Genomic DNA, 18,825 nt, shown 5'->3' with positions numbered 1-18,825 from the left:
GTTCCGGAGAGTTGGGTGAGTGGTTTAAACCAGCAGTCTTGAAAACTGCCGACGTGAAAGCGTCCGTGAGTTCGAATCTCACACTCTCCGCCAGAATCAATCTCTGGCAGTTTTTGAAAGTCCCGCGCAGTCCCTGCGACGGGATTTTTTCATTGGAGAGTGCGTCCTTTCGCGTCTTACGCGATCCGATTCAAACCGCCCCTAGCCAAGCGCCAAACATGGCATCAGTCATGGCATTTTCTAGCCGATACCATGTACTTATTCGTCTCCCGCACTGGGGCAAAAAGCTGGCGGGCCAACTACACCGCCGGTGGAAAGCAAAAGACAAAGACATACGGCCTTTATCCTGCGGTCACCCTGGCTGACGCTCGAAAGGCGCATGCGGCAGCTCGTAAGGGGCCGCCTGCAGCAGCGAGCGCGTCAACCTTCGAGGCGGTTGCGCGTGACTTGCTGAAGGCGAAGCTGCCGACTCTTTCCAACGGGAAACATCAGATTCAGGTCGAGAACACCTTAGAGCGCTACGCGTTCCCCGCCCTCGGCCCGCGGCCGATCGATGCCTGCGCGAGCGCTCAGGTGCGTGTTGATGGCTGGTTGAGGGGGAGGGCAGGGCAATGAAGGTTTGCGCACGTCTCTGGGCCGCTATGGGCCTTTGCGCGGTACTCGCAGGTTGCGGAGTGGCGCCTGTGCAGTCGGTGAAGGTGCCGATTCCGGTTGAATGCCGCGTGATGCGGCCGGGGCGGCCAGCTATGCCGACTGCAGCGCTCGCGCCTGGCGTTGATCTTGACCGCTTCGCGGCGGCGGCGATGGCAGAGATTGAGCTGCGCGAGGGTTACGAGCTTGAGTTGAACGCAGCGCTCGACGTGCGCACGACAGAAATTGCGGGGCGACGTGGAAAGTGAGGTCTGTTGATTATTGAAGCGCGACCTTGGTGTCCTCTGCTGCCGTCACTACTGCCAATCAACCGGGCCGTAAAGATCGGCGTGAACTGCGATCAGGCGAGTCTCGTCCCCAGTCCCGCCGTCCAAGCGCGCAAAGTATCCCGTTGACGTTTTCTGATTGATGATGCTGAGCCCGGCTTCATGTTTGAAGAGCAAAGCAAATAGTTCGCCTTCGCGCGTTCCAGTTCTGATCGCGGTGGCGTTTGCAACCCCCGGGTTTGTCGCGTTAGATCGTGTCGGGATCGGGTGAGTCTCGATGAACCTAGGGTCAAGCAGTTGATGGGCGGTAAGCAGATCCAGCTTCCGAGTGGAATCTGCGGAGTTCTTCAAATCTTTCGAGACTGAGGTCGGGTCGTAGAACAATTCGACAAACATGCCTTCTCGTACGACAGCTTCAATGAGAGGGCAGAAATCTTGGTCGCCGGCAATGAAGGTCAAGCGCTCCATGTTTCTTCGATGTGTATGTGAAAGCATGTCCACCGCAATCAAGATGTCAACCTCTTTCTGTTGCGCCCCTTGCCGCTTGCGGTGCTTAGCGATCCCTTCATTGACATGCCAGCCATTCAGATTTCTTAATGTTTCAAACTTGCGCTCCTGCGGTAGCTTTCTGATTGAAAAGTCGTCGTTCGATTCGCCATCTTTCTGAGCTGGAAGGCAGTCGTAGTAGAAGACCTTCTGATGGTTCAATGCAAGCAGTGAATAGTTGATTGGCAGTTCAACACCATCAAACCACTTCTTGCTGAGGTCGTCGAATGCCTGAGTGAGATAGGCGCCGTCGATAAACAGATACGATTTATTTTGAATCAAAGCAGACCTCATCAATAGCTGTAAGTGAATCTACTGCTTTACGCGCCGAATTTCGATGGGTCCAATGCCGCTGGCGGTGTGGCGTCGTTGTCGCCGGCGGGCGGCTCGGCCGCCTTCGTCTTCTTCGCTCGGGGTGGTAAGGGTGTCCGTCGGCGTTGACCGCCAACATGGTGAAGCTGAAGAGCTTCTCGCCGTCAGGCGATGTCCACTGCTTGTAGATGCCGGCGATGCCCATGGGTACCTCTTCCAGCTGCTGGATGCGCCACCGCACGGCGTTACCGGACTCCCAGTTCGGCTAGAAGATAGCTTCGGCTGGGATAATGCAGCGCTGGCCCTTCTTCCAGGCACTACGGAAGCTGGGCGGGCTGGCGACCGTTTTTGTGCGCGCGTTGTATGTCTTGCGGCCGTAGGCGGTTCCTCCGCGAAACCGGGAAACAGACCGAAGGCGGCCTCGTCCACGCGGCGATTGCCCGAGCCGTCCTCGGCCAAGCCGGATGAATGGCGCCATGCCAATCGAGAATGCGCTGGCAGGTTTAAGCTTTTTTTCCTAACTCTTGACGGATCGCGTTGAGTTGAGGGCCAACAGAATTTATAGTTTCTCGAAGGAGATCTTCGGTTACACCGAGTGTTTTTGACCAGTACTCGATCTCGTGCGGCTCTGCAGGGTTCAAAAATGAGGAGCCCTCATATTTGTTTGGCGAACTCCGAATTGCAGCTTGAGGTTGCTCATTTACTACTTCTTGAAGGTACTCGGTAAGAATTGCGAAGCGCGCTAGGCGATTGGCTTTCTTTTGTACTCCTTCTTGGGACAGGCGATGATATTCATAAAGCCTGCCCGTATATTCCTCCGGTGGCACATCGTTTAGTTCGGTCCACATAAACCAATTGTCGAGAGCTACAGTAATTGCGTCCCAATTGGTCATGTTCATTTTTGCAAGCCATGCCGCCACGGTGAATACCGTGTAAAGATGAGTCTTCTTTTTCCATGGTGTTTGCAAATAGGCGCTTCGCGCCAACAATTCATTTAGAATTGATAGTGCTGCCTCAATGCTGGCGATATCGGCATCAATTTGAGGGTATGAGTCATTATACAAATCATACATCTTATTGATGGCTGATTGTGTTGTTTCATCTTCGAAGCCGCTTCGTATGAAAATAAGCAGCGTGCTTGCGAATTGAATGTCTTGCATGCGCCGAATCTCTGTGTCACTAAAGAGATTCCATCTTCTCCAAAACTCAAGTTGCGCGACTCGCTCTGATGCCTTAAGAAATTCCCCATTGAATTCTGCATTGCGCAGTTCCTGTGGGTTAAGTGCGTTCGATGTTTTGTTTAATCGAAGAAACATCTTTACAATGTCGTCGCGGTGAACCGCCGAATTCACAAAGCGTATCGAAATTTTATAAGACCAGATGTCGGACCTCATTGCCGAACTCAGGTCTTCGAATGACTTTCCGCGATATGCGGCGTCAGAAAACTCCAAACCGGAATCGGTAAGTTTTAGATCACCGTCGATGAAAAGGCCTAGGGTTCTTATTCGTTGCTGGCCATCAATAACGCTATATTTGGTGTCCCCTGTGGTTGGATCTGTGCTGGTTTCCCACAAATATATTTCGGGGATGGGATAGCCGAGTATGATCGTTTCTAACAGAGAGATTTTATCCTTCCTGATCCAAGTGAAGTTTCTTTGAAACGATTCGTCAACATAAAGATTCCCTTTCTTGAACTCGTCGAATACCCACTTGATGGGTCGACTTTCGGTAATCATATTGGAGACTATTGTCATAGCTGACCCTGAAGTTGATTAATTCCGGCAAGGTGATATTTTTCGACGAAGTACCAATCTTCGTATATTCGGTAATTGATTTCGCTTGGCAGCTTGAATTCAATCTGCAAGTCTTTTCGTAGGGCGTCGGCCACCTCTATCCAGTCCTTGAAGAAATTGAGCTTTTCGCCTGATATTTCTTCGGTCTTTATTGAAATGAAATGGCGAAATACTTCCTTCGCAGTGTTCTTGTAGCTTATTCCTGAATAGCTGTACATATACTCCAAGTGTGCATCCCAGAGATATTTGAACCACTTGGACGAAACCAAGACAAGGTCTAGATCAGACTCCGAGTGGAAAGGACTCAATCCGCGACCAGGGGTAAGGCTAAATCCAGTTTTGGCGCTTCCGACAATCGCGATGTTGGGTGCCGCAATATTTAAGGCAGTTGATACTTTGCCTTTAAACTCGTGGTAAATCACATCTGAGGGGGCATTGAATGACTGAGCGAACAAAAACACGTCATTGCTTAAAAGGCAATTGTGATAAACGTGCTTTGGTCCATGCTCCTTCAAGGCTGCAATAAACTCTGCGGTGGTCATAAGTTGCAAGTAGAAGAACCAAGGAGACTGTATCTGTTTCTGTATGTTTCAGGCGGGTAAAGCTGTCCCCTCGTACTGGTGCAACTACTGAGTCGGTCGGCGGCGGTCGGTCTTGGCGATGCGGCACGAGGCCAAATGACAACCGGTGAGGCGCCGCGCTGCGCTCCGCGTCATAGGGGTAGGCTCGCCGACAGGGGGAGGCGCTCGGACGACGCATCGATGCTGGATATTTGCCGCTTGTCCTTCGACTTTTCAATCACGCGAGAGAGAGTGCTTAGATGATGCGAGCTAGCCTTCGGCAGACCAAGGTATCTGTCATGGTATGCGGTGGGTAACTATCTGATAAGAAACAAGTTTCAGCTTTCACACTCTCCGCCAGAATCAATCTCTGGCAGTTCTTGTAAGTCCCGCGCATTCCCTGCGACAGGACTTTTCCATTTGGCAAATTGGTCCTCGCTGCAGCATCGCCGCGCCTACGCGGCTCCCAGTGCCGTATCGATCGCCTGCAACAACCTGTCCGCATTCACCGGCTTGAACAAGACCGGCACACCTGAATCGCGCACGCGCTGAAGGCGTTCTGGCGCGGTCTCGCCAGTGATAAGAAGCAGCGGCATCGGCTTGCCATTGCGCCGATGCAGGCGCAGGCCGGCTTCGAGTCCGCTGCCGCCGTCGGCCAGTCGGAAGTCACACAACAGCAGTTCGAACGGCCGCCCATCGGATTCCGCCTGAGCCAGAGCCATGGCCGCTGCGCGTTCGTCGACGACCGCCTGGACATCGAATGCGTGCGCGCGCAGCAACGCGCTCATTGCGCTGCGGATTTCGGCTTCGTCGTCGATGAGCAGTACGCGCCGAGGCAAAGCGCGTGATAGAGGCTGGGCCGGCGGCTGCCGCATCGACTCTTCCTGCGGAAGCGTGGCCGGCACGTGGCTGATTGGCGTGCCGGCTGGACGGCGCGTTGCAGACACATACACACGAAAGCGCGTGCCGCGACTGACCTGCGACTGAACTTCGACGGGATGATCCAGAAGCCGCGATAGCCGTTGCACGATGGACAACCCGATGCCAAGGCCGCGTGCACGGTCGCGTTCCGAGTTGTTGATCTGATAGAACTCCTCGAAGATGCGCTCCAGTTGTTCGGGCGCCATACCGATGCCCGTGTCGCGCACTTCGATCCACACGCGCTCGCCTCGCGAACGCACGCGGACGACGACGCCGCCGCGCGGCGTGTATTTGAGCGCGTTGTCCACCAGGTTCGAGAGCATCCTTTGCAGCAGCAGCTGGTCGCTGTGTACCCACACACCGCCAGCACGTACGCGCAATTGCAGACCTGCCTGCTCGGCGCGGGCCAGGAACACGTGATTGAGCGACACCAGGAGTGCGTCGAGCGCAATGGGCTGGATGTCCGGCGTGATCACGCCTGCGTCGAGACGCGAGACGTCGAGCATGGTGTCCAGCGAGTGGCCGAGCGCATTGACCGAGCGCATGAGCCGCTCCGCGTTCTGACTTTCGGGGTGGTCATGGAGCGCCTTCTGGAGCGCCGCTCCGAACAGCGCGATGGCGTGCAGGGGTTGGCGCAGATCGTGGCTGGCCGCGGCAAGGAAGCGCGTCTTCTCCGCGCTGGCGCGTTCGGTCGCCGCAATCTGCTCGCCAAGGCGGGTTGCGAGCGACTCGTTCTCGAAGCGCAGAATCAGCGCGTCGGTCAATTGCTTGTTCTGCAGGACGCCGCGGCGCAGGGCAAACAGCAGATACGCACTGCCTACCGCAGCCAAGAACAGGTTGATTCCGTCGCTGTGCCAGAGCAACGCACCGATCAGCCCTCCCATCATCGGAATGCCATAGCCGAACAGCGAGGCGGTCATGGGCCACAAGGATTGCATGGCCAGGCCGCAGCCGACCATGATCAGTATGGCCATGAGGGCCGTGACTTGCGGGTTCTGCGTCGAAACGAAAAACCAGGGCACGGGTGCGGTGGCCGCTCCGATCAGAGTCATCTGGAACGTGTGCCTGCGCGCCCAACGTGGACCATCGGCCAGCGGTACGCCGGCATCCCAGCGCGGCGACAACAGCACGTACAAATTAGCGCAGGCGAGCATCGCCACGAAAGGCAGCACCAACGGCAACTTCAAATAGAAGTACCCCATCGCTCCGCCGATGAAGGTGAAGCAAAGGTGGCCGCAAACGCCGGCCATTCGCGCTGCATAGACGGAAGAAAGATGCTCGCGCAGAACACGCAGGTCGTTGGGGGTGTCGATGGTGGGGTTGTTCAATGGGAGGCCGGCGGATCGTGCGACGTTGCACCGATTCTGCATGTGAGGCTTTCGCCTCGCTGCTCACAGCGGATCCAGCGACCCGTCGTCAATCTGCTGCGCCTGCTGCGAGCCATGCCGCGAACGTGCCCGCTGCACCAGCAGCCCGATAAGCAGCGCCGCAGCCGCAGAGCCCGCCAGCGCCCCCGAACTGCCCAGCAACTGCGCAAGACTGTCCACAGTCTCGACGCTGACCTGCTGCGCGTGATGGACCAGCGCCACCATGTCGGCGGCGTGCACGTTCTGCAGATCGTCGATGCGCACGTTCAGGTCCTGGCCCGCGCTGCGGAAGCGGATCTTCGCGAAGATGCCGTTGGCAATGGCCACCAGCGAGAGTACGCCCAGCGGGCGCAGCAGTGTCTCCACGAGGCGGCGGCGGTCGTCGGTGGGGGCGGACTCGTACACCTGCGCCACCAGCGCGGGGATCGCCGTTTCGTCGGACGTGGGTTCGGGGGATGGTGATGCGGCCGTGCGGCCTGTGGGTTGCGATGGATTGGATGCCATGGCGTCGTCTTCCTTTGCCTGCCGGACCCTGCATGTTCTTCCCGCAGCCGAGCCGTTTTGATGAACGAACCGTAAAGCTGCGTTGAATTTACGAAACCGCTGGTGGCGCAAAGGTGTCGGCGTGCGAGAAGGATTAGCCCGGCATTAGCGCCGGGCCTTCTCGCTCATTCGATCCTGAAGACGAACTCCTGCGTTGCCACGACCTCGGCGTCACCCGTGGTCTGGCATTCGTAGCGCATCATCGCCGAGCGCACTGCCGATTGGTAGACCTTGGGCCCGGAGAGAAAGCGCACTTCCGTCACGTGCCCGCCCTTGATGCGCACCTCGGCCTTGACGACGCCGCCGATGCCTTCGTCCAGCGCCTTGCGCGGCATCTCGGGCTTCACCTGCCTGGGGCATGCCACCGCGATGTCGGTGGACGCGGCTTGCGGCGGAGCGGGAGGCGCGGGCGGTGCCGGCGGCGCGGCGGGCGGTGGCGCCACCGGCTCGGTGCTCTGCACCGCGGTGATGGCGGGCGCGGTGCTCGGCGGTGGCGTTACCGCCGGCGGCGGCACGTAGGCCGGGCGCGGTGGCGGCGGTGCCTTCGGCGTTTCCTGCCGGATGATCTTCTTCGGTGGAGGCGGCGGGGGAGGGGGCGGCGGTGGCGGCACCTTCACTTCCGTGATGATGGTCGCGTCCATCGGCTTCTTGATCATCTCGATGGTCTTGCGCGCCAGGCCCGAGACCAGCGCGTAGCCCACCAGCACGTGGAACAGCACCATCACGCCGATGCCTACGGGGCCGAAGCGTGACTTGGGGTCGAAGTCGTTGGCGCGGCTCATGGCACGAACTGCTCCGAGCCCATGATGCCCAGCTTGGTCAGGCCCGACCGCTGGGCCGAGGCCATCACGCCGGCCACCACGTCGTAGCGGGCCTGCTTGTCGGGGCGCAGGTGCACTTCGGGCTGCACCGGTTGCGCCGCGAGCTGCTCGAAGCGCCGCTCCACCTCGGCCAGCTCGGCCACGGCCTCGCCGTTCCACAGCACGGTGCTGCGCTCGTCGATGTCCACGCGCAGCACCTCGGGCTTGATGTCGCTGGGCGGTGGGTTGCCGTTGGGCATGTTCAGGTTCACCGCGTGAAGCTGTATCGGGATGGTGATGATGAGCATGATCAGCAGCACCAGCATCACGTCGATCAGCGGCGTGGTGTTGATGTCCATCATGGGCTCGTCGGTGGGGGTGCCGCTGCGGCGCCCCTGTTTTTCTTTTCGCATGGCTGTGTGTGTGTTCTCAGTTGCGCGCGGGCGGCTCGGTGATGAAGCCGACCTTGACGATGCCGGCCGACTGGCACGCGTAGATGATCTTTCCCACCGGCTCGTACACCGAGTGCCAGTCGCCGCGGATGTGCACCTCGGGCTGCGGGTTGAGGGCAGCCGCTTTCTTCAGCCGCTCGGCCAGGCTGTTCACGTCGCGCACGGGCGTGTCGTACCAGTAGATGCGCCCGGCCGTGTCCACCGACAGCACGATGGTGTCGGGCTTGCTCTCGCGCACCTCGTTGCGCTGCTTCGGCACCTCCACCGGCACCGAGTAATTGACCACCGGGATGGTGATGAGGAAGATGATCAGCAGCACCAGCATCACGTCGACCAGCGGCGTGGTGTTGATGGCCGCGATGGCCTGTTCCTCGTCGCCGCCGCCGGATGGGATGTTCATCGCCATGGTGTGGCTCGCTTCGCGTGCGGTGGTGGCGCGGCGTTCAGGCGGTGGCCCGGCCCGACAGGATCACGGAGTGCAGCTCGCCGCTGAATTCGCGCACGTCGTCCATCACCGTGATGTTGCGGCGCAGGAGCCAGTTGTAGCCCAGCACCGCGGGCACGGCCACGGCCAGGCCGATGGCGGTCATGATGAGCGACTCGCCCACGGGCCCGGCCACCTTGTCGATCGACGCTTGGCCCGCAATGCCGATGGCGGTGAGCGCGTGGTAGATGCCCCAGACGGTGCCGAACAGGCCCACGAAAGGCGCGGTGGAGCCCACGGTGGCCAGCAGCGACATGCCGTTGCTCAGGCGCCGGTTCACGCGTTCGGTGGCGCGGTGGATGCACAGGTCGACGAAGTCGGCAAAGTCGACCTTGCCGCGCAGGCCGTCGTGCTTGCGCGTGGCATGCACGCCCGCATCGGCGATGAAGCGGAAGGGGCTGCCCTCGGCGAGCTTGGCGGTGCCGGCCTGCACGCTGCCCTCGTTCCAGAACTCGTTGTCGACTTCCTTGGCCTGCCGGCCCATGCGCATCTGCTCGAGCAGCTTGGTGACGATGACGTACCAGCTGCCCATCGACATGATCGCGAGGATGGCCAGCACGGCCTTGGCCACCAGGTCGCTCTGCGCCCAGAGCGCGCCGATGCCGTAGGGGTTGTCGACCTTGGTGGCCGCTGCCGCCGGCACCGCGGCCGGTGCCGCGGGGGCAGCAGTGGCTATGGGCGCAACGGCGGGCGAGGGTTCCGGCGTGGCCTGGGCGTTGACGGCGTTCGGCGCGGCGGTCAGGCAGAGCGCCAGGGCGAGCGGAGCGGCCACGGCCATCAGCTTCGCGAAAAAGGTCTTCATCATGTTTGACTCCAAAAAACAAAACGGAGGGCGATGCGGGCGAGCGTTCAGGCCGCGCGCCAGCCGAGGGCCTTGCCCCACACGGCGTACACGCTCGCGCTGCTGCCGCGCACCACGTGGTAGCGGTCGTAGGGGGCCGCGGTCATGCAGGCGTGATGCGGAAGAATGCGCACGCGGCTGCCGATGGGCAGTGCCTCGAACATGGCCCGCAGGTCGTCTTCGCCATCGCCTTCGGTGGCGATCAGGCCGTGCTCCTGGTGCAGCTCGGCCACGCGCAGGCCGGGCAACGGCGTGGTGGCGTCCGCGCGGCATACCAGCCCGAAGCCCAGGCCGCCGCGGAACTCGGCTGCCGACTCGTCCTTCGACAGCGCGAGCGCGCCGGCGTCGATGAGCACGCGGCGCGAACGCGGGTTGTGGCCGATCACCGTGGCCAGCACCGACAGCGCGATGTCCTCGATGCCGCAGATGCCGCGCGCGGCCTGGTCCAGGTCGAAGAAGGTGTAGACGCCGGGGCGCATTTCGGTGACGCCGTCCAGCCGCTCGGCGCACACCGCGGTCGGCGTGGCGCCCACGCTGACCACATCGACCGTGAAGCCGGCCGCGCGCAGGCACTCGGCGGCACGCACCGCGCCGGCGCGCTCGGCCTCGGCGATGGCGCGGATCGAATCCAGCCCCTCGGCGTGGTAGCTGTGGCCGGCGTGGGTGAGCACGCCGGCCAGCGTCAGCGATTCGCTGCGTTGCACTTCGGCCGCGATGGCGAGCAGCGTCTCTTCATCGTCGGGCGATACACCGCCGCGGCCGCCGCCGGTGTCGACCTCGATCAGCAGTCCGAAGCTCGCGCCCAGGGCGCGCGCACGCGCGGCCGCCGCCCGCACCGCGCCAACGCAGTCCGCGAGCAGGTTCACGCGGGCGCCGTGCATGCGCTGCACGCGATGCAGCGCATCGATCTTGCCGGCGCTGATGCCCACTGCGTAGGTCAGGTCCAGGAAGCCATAGCGCGCGAAGTAGTCGGCCTCGGCCACGGTGGACACGGTGATGGCGCCGCTGTGCCCGCGTGTGGCCAGGCGCGCCACTTCGGCCGACTTGGAAGTCTTCAGGTGCGGGCGCAGCGCCACGCCGTGGCGCGCCGCGCGCTGCGCCATCGCATCGCAGTTGCGTTCGAGGACGGTGCTGTCGAGCAGCAGCGCCGGCGTGTTCAGCTCGGCAAGCGCCGTGTGCGAGAGCTGCGTCATCGGGCGCATCCGAGCTCCGCCATGACCCAGTCGACTTCTTCGGCAATGCGGTTCACGAAAGGCGGCAGCACCACCAGCGTCATGTGCTCGGCGCCTTCTATGCGATGCAGGCGGCTTCGCTTCGACAGCGCCGCATGCGCCTCCTGGTACTCGGGCCAGCGCCGCTGCACTTCGGCGCCTTCCTCGGCACCCGGCGGCAGCTTCTGCATGACCGTGGCCGAAAGCACCGACAGCGGCCGCGTGCCCAGGTCCGGCGACGCGCCCGCCTGCCGCGCGACGTGCTGCAGGCCTTCATGTTCCTTCATCATCGTGTCGATGGTTTCGGGCGTGTAGTTCGCGGCCATCTGCCGCAGCACATGGGGCATGTCGGCAAAGATGGCCTGGACCGGCGCAAACTCCGGCGGCGGCAGGCCGCCGGCCTGGAACTCGGCGCGCTTCCTGCGCTCCGGCGCCAACGTTTCTGCCGGCAGGCCCTTGAAAACTTCGAACTGCTCCGGATGGCTGGCGTCGAGCATCACCACGCCGGCCACCTGCTCCGGATACAGGCCGGTATAGATGCGGTTCAGCAGCCCGCCCAGCGAATGGCCGATCAGCACGATCGGGCCGGTCACGCCGGCAGCGGCCAGCAGCGCATGCAGATGCTGCGCGTTGCGCTTTCCGTCGAAGGGCGCGTCGTCTGCCTCGCTCCAGCCCATGCCGGCGCGGTCGTAGCTGATCACCGGGTACTTGGCCGACAGCGCCTTCTGCAGGCGTGCGTAGACAGGCGAGGCGCAGCCGCCGCCGGCTTCGAGCACCAGCGTGGGATGCGACGCACTGGCCGGCGCGGGGCCGCTGCGCTGCAGGTGCATCTTGCGGCCGTCGACGATGTACAGCTCGCCCGGCGCGGGCATGCCGCGCCCGTCCACCGACGACGGCAGTGCGCCGGCGGCACCGCGCCTCGGCTCTTCCACGCGCGGCCAGTAGTCGAGGTCGCGCACGCGGTAGGGCAGGTTGGCGAAGTCGGTGCTCAGCGCGGCCGGCGTCGACACGTACAGCACCGACTTGGCGATCGGCCCGAACTCCGCATGGAAGTGCTGCGCCGACTTCACCACCACCAGCTTCTTGGCCGCCAGGTCGATGCCCAGGCCCGTGAAGAGGTCGGAGCCGATGACCTGGTTGCGCTTGCTGATGAGCACGATGTCCACGCCGTTCGCGGCCTGCACCCACACGCACGGGCCCATGGGCGTGTGGTTGCCGGGCACGAGGCCGCGTTGCGAATGCGCTTCCCGTACGGCCTTGACGGTCACGTGCAGGTCGATCGGGTCGCCCGAGGCCGGGCCGCACTTGCCGCCCAGCCGCAGCTCGAAGCTGGCGCCGACGCCCGCGTCGCGGCACAGCTGCACCGCGCCCAGGTCCCAGACGCCGCCGAAGGCCACGTTGCCGATGCCGCGCTCGAGCAGTGCGCGCAGCACGAAGGTGCTGTCGCTGGTGGCGCCGCCGCCGGCGTTGTCGGCGGTGTCGGCAATCACCACCGGGCCGCCTTGCGTGGCCATGGCCCGCTCCAGCGTCTCGTCGATGGAGAGCGAAGGCACGCCGGTCTGGTGGCGCAGCGCCCAGAACTCGCGGCCCAGTTCGTCGGCCAGCCTGGCGGCCAGCGCGGGGTCGTTGTCGGTCACCACCCACAGCTTGGCGCCGGACTCGGGCACGTCGGCCCAGGGGAAGCCATGGCCCAGCGATACCGACAGCACGCCGGGCAGCTTCTCGCAGGCTTCCATGCGGCGCACGAAGCCGGCCATGGGTTCGCGCGTGGTGTGCCACTTGCCCACCATGCGGCAGTCGTGCACGGCGGTGACCGGCTGCACGCGGCCCTGCGCGGTGTCCACCACGATGCGGACCAGCTCCTGCAGGCGGTCGAGCGCGTCGGTGTGCGGATATTCCTTGTAGCAGATGATCACGTCCGACTCGGTCAGCATCTGCTGCGTGAAGTGGCAGTGCAGGTCGAGCGACACGCCGATGGTCACCTTCGGGCCGACGATGGCGCGCACCCGCGAGATCAGGTCGCCTTCGCAGTCGTCGTAGCCGTCGGCCACCATGGCGCCGTGCAGCACCAGGATCACGCCGTCCACCGGGCCGGCCTTGCGAAGGTCGTCCAGTATCTCGTCGCGCAGGCTTTCGTACACGGGGCGCACGGTGCGGCCCAGCGGCTGCGCGAAGGCCAGCAGGCTCTCGACCAGCTCGTGGCCTTCGGCGGCCAGCTGCTTGCGCACTTCCACCGCGAACATGCCGTAGCCGGATGCGTCGCGCGTGCTGGAGTCGCCGTGGAAGATGCCGTATTCCTCGAAGCTGCCCAGCCCGGTGGGCGCGGAGACGAAGGTGTTGGTTTCGGTGGCGAAGAGGGTGGTGAAGAACTTCATGCGCGTGGCTCCTGGCGTGCGAGTTGGATGTTGCGGGTGCGCAGGGTGCTCAGCCGCAGTCCCGTGACCCGGCCTTCCTTGCGCGCCACGGTGAGGACCGACTTGCCCATCTGGCCCAGCACCGGGTCGGTCGAGACGAGCGTCATCACGTCGGCCGACAGCGGCGTCAGCGCGCAGGCGTGCTGGCCGTGGCGGCCATGCACCGTGAGCAGCAGCCTGCCGCCCGCGAGCGCCACCCGCGCGGTGGCGTCCAGGTCGGCGCTCGTGTAGTCGCCGCACAGCTGTTCGGCCAGCGTGGCGAGCTCGGGCGCGGCCGCTGCAATGCGCTCGAAGCGGCGCGGCTGGCCGCCTTCGTGCAGCACCAGCGTGTCGGGCGCGCGTTGCGGATCGATGTCGCTGGCGTCGAGCACGAGGTCGTTGAGCGGCAGGTCCTGCAGGCCCAGCCACAGCTTGCCTTCGCCCTGGTGCATCGGCCTTGCATCGCCGGCCTGCCACGACATGCACAGCCTGCCCGAGACATCTGAAAAGCCCATCACGCTGCCGGTGGACGGCTCGTGGTAGTTCTGGCCGACGAGCGCGGGGAACGCACTGGCCTGGGGGCGCACTTCAGGCGGCTGCAGCGCGTCGGCCAGCAGCAGCTCCACCACCTTGAGGGCCAGCGGCGACGGCGCCACCGGGGCGCCGTTCACCATGACGATGATGTCCAGCCCGTGGCTGGGCACGCTGAGCATCTGCGACTGGGCGCCGAGCACCGCGCCCGCGTGGTGGACGATCTCGACCCCGCGATAGGGATGGCGCGCGAGCCCGAAGCCGTAGCTCACCTTCGAACCCGACGACAGCGTGGTGGGTTCCGACAGCATGGCCCAGCTCTGCGGGCTGCCCACGATCTTCTCGCTGCTGCGCATGTGCGCGAGCCAGCGCAGCATGTCGTCCACCGTCGACACCAGCGAGCCGCCGCCGTCGAGCTCGCACGGGTACAGGCCGCGTTGCCATCCGCCGCGCGGCGACGCGATGTAGAGGCCGGCCAAACCGGGAACCACGTCGAGATCGGTCGCGACCGATGCGGTGTCGGGCATGCCCAGCGGCCCGAACAGGCGCGCTTTCAGGAAGTCGCCGTAGCTCTGTCCGCTCACGCGCTCGATGATCTTCGCCAGCAGGAAGTAGCCGCCGTTGCTGTAGACCATCTGCGTGCCTGGCTCGAAGTTCAGCTCGCTCTGGCGGACCATCGCGGGCAGCCCCGGGCCGGGCTGCGTGAAGGTGAGGCCGTGCGCCATGGCCCACAGCTCGTCATGGGCGCGGCAGCCGCCCGTGTGGGTCATCAGGTGGCGCAGCGTGGGGCCGTTGGCGCTCAGCCGCGGCATCTCGGGCAGGTGCTTGTGCACCGCGTCGTCGATGTCGAGCAGGCCGTCTTCCGCCAGCAGCAGGATGGCCATTGCCGTGAAGTGCTTGCTGGTGGAGGCGATGCGCATGCGCGTGGCCGGCGTGTTGGCCACGCCCATCTCCAGGCTGGCCATGCCGACGGCGCGGCGGTACAACAGGCGGCCGTTGCGCGCGATGCCGATGACCATGCCGGGCGCGTCGCTGCGGCTGAAAGGCGCCACCAGTGCGTCGATGGCGGCCAGCGCTGCGGCCTCCGCGGCGGCTGGCGAAGATGGGGTGTCAGGCAATGAAGGCGAGGGTTGTTGTGGCATGGAAGGACGACGAAAGAGGGAGGGAAGAAAGAAGAAAGCCGGGCAGGCTCAGGTGGGCCGCGCCGCACGCATCAGGCGCACGAACGGGCCTTCGGTGGCGCGCAGCACCATGGCGCCCATGACGCCGCCGATCAGCGTCGTGGCGACGATGGCCACCGCCAGCCCGTTGGGCACCGACTTGAGGGCGTCCGACAACATGCCGACCACCAGCGGACCCACCACGCCGAACGGCAGGCCGGCCACGGAGAGCAGCGCGATGGTGCGGGCGCGCAGGTGCGGCGGCGCCGCGTCCTGCAGCACGTTGGGCAGCAGCACCGCGCCGCTGATGAGCGGCACGACCAGCAGCGCCAGCAGCGTGAATGCGTCGGTCGCCGAGCGCGTGAACAGCAGCAGCGACGACAGCAGCGCGGCCGTGAGGTTGCCCAGCATGATGATGCGCAGCGCGGCGGCCGGCCCCATGCGGGGCTGCACGTAGCGCATCGCCGCCACGCCCAGCAGGCCGCCGATCACCGTGCCGCACAGAAAGGCGATGCCCATGCCTTGTCCCATCTGCGCCGGCGTGACGCCGTACTGGCGCGCCGCCATGATCGGCAGCCAGGTGCCGATGGAGCTCATGCCGATGCTCGCCAGGCCCGCGCCGATCACCAGGCCCGCGAACGTGCGCCAGTGCTGGCGCAGGTGGTCGCGGAAGCTGATGGTGCTGACGGCATCGTCAACATCGTCGGCAGCGGCTGCGGGCATTGCGCCAGCCGCTGGAGAAACGGGCTGCGCGCCCCCGCGCCGGGTGCGGCGGATCGACAACACCAGCAGCGTCACCGGGATGCCGGCGGAGGCCATCACGAAGAAGGTCAGCCGCCATGCCTCCAGCTGCTGCATCGATGCGGGCAGCCAGTGCCGCAGGTCGTCCGTCAGGTGCACCACGGTGCCGCCCAGCAGGGCGCCCAAGGCGCTGCCGAAGATGGCCGACAGCGCGAACACCGCGTTGGCCAGCACCCGCTGCGCGCGCGGGAACAGGTCGGGGATCATGCTGTTGGTGATGGGCCCGAGGCCCGCTTCGCCCACGCCCAGGCCGATGGAGGCGATGAACAGCACGCCGTAGTCCATGGCGGTGCCGCGCATGGCCGTGGCGGCGCTCCACAGCAGCACGCAGGCGGCCAGCACCACGCGCCTGTCGTAGCGGTCGCTGAGCCAGCCCAGGGGCAGCGTGGCGATGCCGGTGAACAGCACGATGCCCGCGCCCTGCAGCAGCCCCAGCTGCGTGTCGGAGAGCGACAGCGCAATGCGCATCGGCTCCGTCAGCAGCGTGAGGATGACCTTGTCGATCGAGCCCAGCACGGTCGCGATGACCAGCACCGCCAGCGCGTACCAGGCGCTGGCCGGTGCTTTTCGAGCCGTTCCGGGCGCGGCGGCGCTCGCCGCATCCGGCGGCAACGCGGCCGCCAGCGGATTGATGCTCGACATCTCAGAAGGGAACGTTGACGGCCAGGCCGACGGTGCGCGAAGGCGCCAGTGCCGCCTGCACCAGGTTCGGGTTCGCCGTCAGGCCGGTGTCGATCGACAGGAAGCCGCGCTTGTTCGTCAGGTTGCGCACATAGGCCGAGAGGCTGAAGCGCTGGAAGTCGATGCCCGCCTGCAGGTCGACCAATGTGTACGCCGGCATCTTGATGCTCGGAATGGTCGAGCTGCCGGCGTAGCCCGCGTCGCGCTTGCCGGTGTAGCGTGCGCTGACGCCGAAGTAGGCCGGGTGCTCGGCAATGCTGAAGTTGCGCGTCACGCCCAGCGTGGTCGCGAAGCGCGGTGTCTGGGGCAGGCGGGTGCCCGCCTTGGCGTCCAGGCCCTTGGCGTCTTCGGTGAGGCGCGCATCGATGAGCGCGGCGTTGGCTGTGAAGCGCCACTCCTTGCTGGGCTTCCAATTGAGCGTGAGTTCGCCGCCCTTGACGCGGGCGCCGCCGGCGTTGGTGACGAACACGAAGCCGCCGCTCCTGGTGGGCTGCTGCACGTCGCGCCATTCGATGTCGTAGAGCGCGGCTTCCAGAGACAGCTTGCGGTCCAGCAGGTCGGCCTTGTAGCCGAGCTCGTAGCTCCACAGCGAGTCCGACTTGTACATCGGCTGCACGATCCTGCGGTCGGTGTCGGCCTTCAGCACATTCGGGCCGCCGGGGCGGTAGCCGCTGGCTGCACGGAAGTAGACGTTGCTGGTCTCCGACAGCGTGTACTTGGCCGCGGCGAGGTAGGTGGTGGGGCTCTCCGACGAGGTGCCGCTGGCGTTGGCATCGACCGGCCCGACCAGCGTGCCCGACTGCTTGCTGGCGTAGCGCTGGTTGTTGCGCGCCAGCCGCATGCCGCCGGTGAACGACAGCGCGGGCGTCGCGTTCCAGGTGACGTCGCCATAGAAGGCCTCCTCGCGGTAGCGCGAAGACTGCGTCGACGCGAGGAAGGTCTTGCTGCCCAGCCCGCCGTTGAGGTTCGCGCTGAGGGTGCCGTCGTTGGCGCCGCGTTCGCGGTTCAGGTAGATGCCGGCGAGCCACTCGATGGTGGTCCCCGAGCGCGAGGTCAGGCGGAACTCCTGGCTCACGCGGTGCTGCTCCACGGCGCTGGCCAGCGGCGCCGAGGCGGCCGACAGGCGCAGCGCGGCGAGCGCCGGCGCATAGAGGGCGGTGAGGTCGACGGAGTTGGTGATCTTCACGTCCTGCGCGGAGGTGATCGAGTTCAGGCGCGCCCAGCCGAAGTCGTACTCCACGTCCAGGCCGAACAGCTGCGTCTTGTTGGTGTAGGGCTCGCGGGACGACAGCTGGCGCGTGCGGTCGAGGCCCCACGGGCGAAGGGTGCGCCTGTCGATGTCCTCGAAGCCCAGGCCCTGGCGCTTCACGTCCTGCACGGTGCCCGTCAGGCGCACCGTGAGTTCCCTGGTGGGCGTCAGCAGCACCGAGACCCGGCCGCCGTCGGTATGGCCGCGGTCTATGTTGCGGCCCCGTGCCGGGCCGGACGCGTCATAGCTGCCGCCGAGCTGGTCGGTGAAGGCGGCGAAGCGCACGGCCGCCACGTCTTCCTTCAGCGGCACGTTGAGCACCGCACCGGTCGTGAAGCCCGGGCCGCCGCCCTGCGTCCACGAGGTGCCGAATTTCACCGAGCCCGCGAACTCCATCGTGTCGGGCTGGTTGGTCACGTACTTGAGCACGCCGCTCATGGCGCCGGCGCCGTACAGCGTGCCCTGCGGGCCGCGCAGCACCTCGATGTGGTTCAGGTCGAGCATGCCCATGTCCAGCGGCGTGAAGCCGGCGAGCGCGCCGGACGAGCTCAGCCCCGTGGCCACGTCGTCCACATACACGCCGACAGTGGCAATGCCCTGCACCGGGCCGGTGGTCAGCCCGCGCATTGTCAGGATGCCGCCCACGCTGCCGCTGCTCGTCATGTTCACGCCCGGCTGCTCGGCCACGTAGTCGGCGAGGTTCTTGGCGCCGGCGCGCTCCAGCGTCTCGGCCTTCATCACGTTGACCTGCATCGGCACCTCGCGCACCGGCTCGCGGCGGCGCGTGGCCGTGACGGTGACGCTGTCGAGCGACTGTGGCTCGTCGGTGGTCGGCTTCGCCACGACGGGCGCGGCGGTGTAGATCACGATCGCGCCGTCGTCGCCGCGGCGCGTGAGCAGCGGCGTGCCTTCGAGAATGCGCGACAGCGCCTCCTGCGGCGGCAGCGCGCCCTTCACGCCGCGCGTGACCATGCCCTTCACGTCGTCGACCTTGTAGAGCAGCTGCACGCCGCCCTGCGCGATGTAGGCGTCGAGCGCCGCCTTCAGGTCGCCGGCACCCACGTCGAAGACCTGCTGCGCCTGGACCTGCGGCTGTGCCTGCGCCATCGCGGGCAGCCCTGTCATCAGTGCGCACGTGCCGCCGATGACCCAGTGGCGGATCGCCACCGGAAGGCCCGCCGGCCTGCTTGTTTTCTGCTGCTTCTTTTTCTTGGAGGGCAGGCTTGCGGCTTGCTCGATTCGGGTCATGGGTGTCGGTCTCCA

17 protein-coding genes, 1 tRNA gene and 2 pseudogenes are annotated in these 18,825 nt (G+C 64.8%); 3 read left to right on the top strand and 17 right to left on the bottom strand.

Translation table 11 applies throughout. The features are described 5' to 3' along the window. Positions 1-5: 5 nt before the first annotated feature. From WIX39_RS25985 to WIX39_RS25975, 3 genes are all read left to right on the top strand, one after another. Positions 6-93: transfer RNA gene (locus WIX39_RS25985), tRNA-Ser, on the top strand. Positions 94-159: 66 nt separating this feature from the next. Beyond that, on the top strand, positions 160-615 hold the full coding sequence (locus tag WIX39_RS25980; RefSeq protein WP_409196201.1) for an integrase arm-type DNA-binding domain-containing protein: 456 nt from the start codon (positions 160-162) through the stop codon (positions 613-615). Positions 616-683: 68 nt separating this feature from the next. After that, positions 684-899, top strand: a complete 216-nt coding sequence (locus WIX39_RS25975; protein WP_409196200.1) for a hypothetical protein — start codon at positions 684-686, stop codon at positions 897-899. A gap of 48 nt (positions 900-947) precedes the next feature. Here the strand turns inward: WIX39_RS25975 and WIX39_RS25970 are convergent, their stop codons facing one another. The 17 genes and pseudogenes from WIX39_RS25970 to WIX39_RS25890 all read right to left on the bottom strand — a co-directional run bounded on the left by WIX39_RS25970 (position 948) and on the right by WIX39_RS25890 (position 18,810). Further along, on the bottom strand, positions 948-1,757 hold the full coding sequence (locus WIX39_RS25970; protein WP_409196199.1) for an NYN domain-containing protein: 810 nt from the start codon (positions 1,755-1,757) through the stop codon (positions 948-950). Then, positions 1,732-1,980 (bottom strand): hypothetical protein, encoded by a 249-nt coding sequence (locus tag WIX39_RS25965; protein ID WP_409196198.1) that lies wholly within the window; start codon positions 1,978-1,980, stop codon positions 1,732-1,734. The genes WIX39_RS25970 and WIX39_RS25965 overlap by 26 nt, the downstream gene beginning before the upstream one ends. A 60-nt stretch (positions 1,981-2,040) precedes the next feature. Continuing rightward, complete coding sequence (locus WIX39_RS25960) at positions 2,041-2,253, bottom strand: SOS response-associated peptidase family protein (protein WP_409196197.1); 213 nt, start codon at positions 2,251-2,253, stop codon at positions 2,041-2,043. A gap of 25 nt (positions 2,254-2,278) precedes the next feature. After that, on the bottom strand, positions 2,279-3,529 hold the full coding sequence (locus tag WIX39_RS25955) for a GmrSD restriction endonuclease domain-containing protein (RefSeq protein WP_409196196.1): 1,251 nt from the start codon (positions 3,527-3,529) through the stop codon (positions 2,279-2,281). Further along, positions 3,526-4,110, bottom strand: coding sequence for a hypothetical protein (locus WIX39_RS25950; RefSeq protein WP_409196195.1), 585 nt, complete (start codon positions 4,108-4,110; stop codon positions 3,526-3,528). The genes WIX39_RS25955 and WIX39_RS25950 overlap by 4 nt, the downstream gene beginning before the upstream one ends. A gap of 473 nt (positions 4,111-4,583) precedes the next feature. Beyond that, a complete protein-coding gene (locus WIX39_RS25945) occupies positions 4,584-6,377 on the bottom strand; it encodes an ATP-binding protein (protein WP_409196194.1) in 1,794 nt (597 codons plus the stop codon). Between the two features lie 63 nt (positions 6,378-6,440). Beyond that, positions 6,441-6,920, bottom strand: coding sequence for a hypothetical protein (locus tag WIX39_RS25940; RefSeq protein ID WP_409196193.1), 480 nt, complete (start codon positions 6,918-6,920; stop codon positions 6,441-6,443). A gap of 164 nt (positions 6,921-7,084) precedes the next feature. Further along, on the bottom strand, positions 7,085-7,741 hold the full coding sequence (locus WIX39_RS25935; protein ID WP_409196192.1) for an energy transducer TonB: 657 nt from the start codon (positions 7,739-7,741) through the stop codon (positions 7,085-7,087). Next, complete coding sequence (locus tag WIX39_RS25930) at positions 7,738-8,172, bottom strand: ExbD/TolR family protein (RefSeq protein ID WP_409196191.1); 435 nt, start codon at positions 8,170-8,172, stop codon at positions 7,738-7,740. The genes WIX39_RS25935 and WIX39_RS25930 overlap by 4 nt, the downstream gene beginning before the upstream one ends. A gap of 16 nt (positions 8,173-8,188) precedes the next feature. After that, positions 8,189-8,611, bottom strand: a complete 423-nt coding sequence (locus WIX39_RS25925; protein ID WP_409196190.1) for an ExbD/TolR family protein — start codon at positions 8,609-8,611, stop codon at positions 8,189-8,191. A gap of 43 nt (positions 8,612-8,654) precedes the next feature. Further along, positions 8,655-9,500, bottom strand: coding sequence for a MotA/TolQ/ExbB proton channel family protein (locus WIX39_RS25920; protein WP_409196189.1), 846 nt, complete (start codon positions 9,498-9,500; stop codon positions 8,655-8,657). A gap of 44 nt (positions 9,501-9,544) precedes the next feature. After that, entirely contained in the window at positions 9,545-10,729 is a 1,185-nt protein-coding gene (locus WIX39_RS25915; protein ID WP_409196188.1) for an alanine racemase, read from the bottom strand. After that, positions 10,726-11,520, bottom strand: a pseudogene (locus WIX39_RS25910) (alpha/beta fold hydrolase); the annotation flags it as partial. The pseudogene WIX39_RS25910 and the gene WIX39_RS25915, both read right to left, overlap by 4 nt. Positions 11,521-11,682: 162 nt before the next feature. Beyond that, positions 11,683-13,122, bottom strand: a pseudogene (locus WIX39_RS25905) (M81 family metallopeptidase); the annotation flags it as partial. Next, on the bottom strand, positions 13,119-14,789 hold the full coding sequence (locus tag WIX39_RS25900; protein ID WP_172839841.1) for a serine hydrolase domain-containing protein: 1,671 nt from the start codon (positions 14,787-14,789) through the stop codon (positions 13,119-13,121). The pseudogene WIX39_RS25905 and the gene WIX39_RS25900, both read right to left, overlap by 4 nt. 72 nt (positions 14,790-14,861) lie before the next feature. Next, positions 14,862-16,274, bottom strand: a complete 1,413-nt coding sequence (locus tag WIX39_RS25895) for an MFS transporter (RefSeq protein ID WP_081267870.1) — start codon at positions 16,272-16,274, stop codon at positions 14,862-14,864. Between the two features lies 1 nt (position 16,275). Next, positions 16,276-18,810 carry a TonB-dependent receptor domain-containing protein gene (locus tag WIX39_RS25890; protein ID WP_409196187.1) on the bottom strand — a complete coding sequence of 845 codons (2,535 nt, stop codon included), beginning with the start codon at positions 18,808-18,810 and terminating at the stop codon, positions 16,276-16,278. Between the last annotated feature and the right edge of the window lie 15 nt (positions 18,811-18,825).

Source organism: Variovorax sp. AB1(2024), from assembly GCF_037482385.2.
In the GTDB taxonomy this organism is placed as follows: Bacteria; Pseudomonadota; Gammaproteobacteria; order Burkholderiales; family Burkholderiaceae_C; genus Variovorax.
The sequence above is the reverse complement of the archived record's forward strand: the minus strand, read 5'-3'. Positions and strand labels throughout refer to the sequence as shown.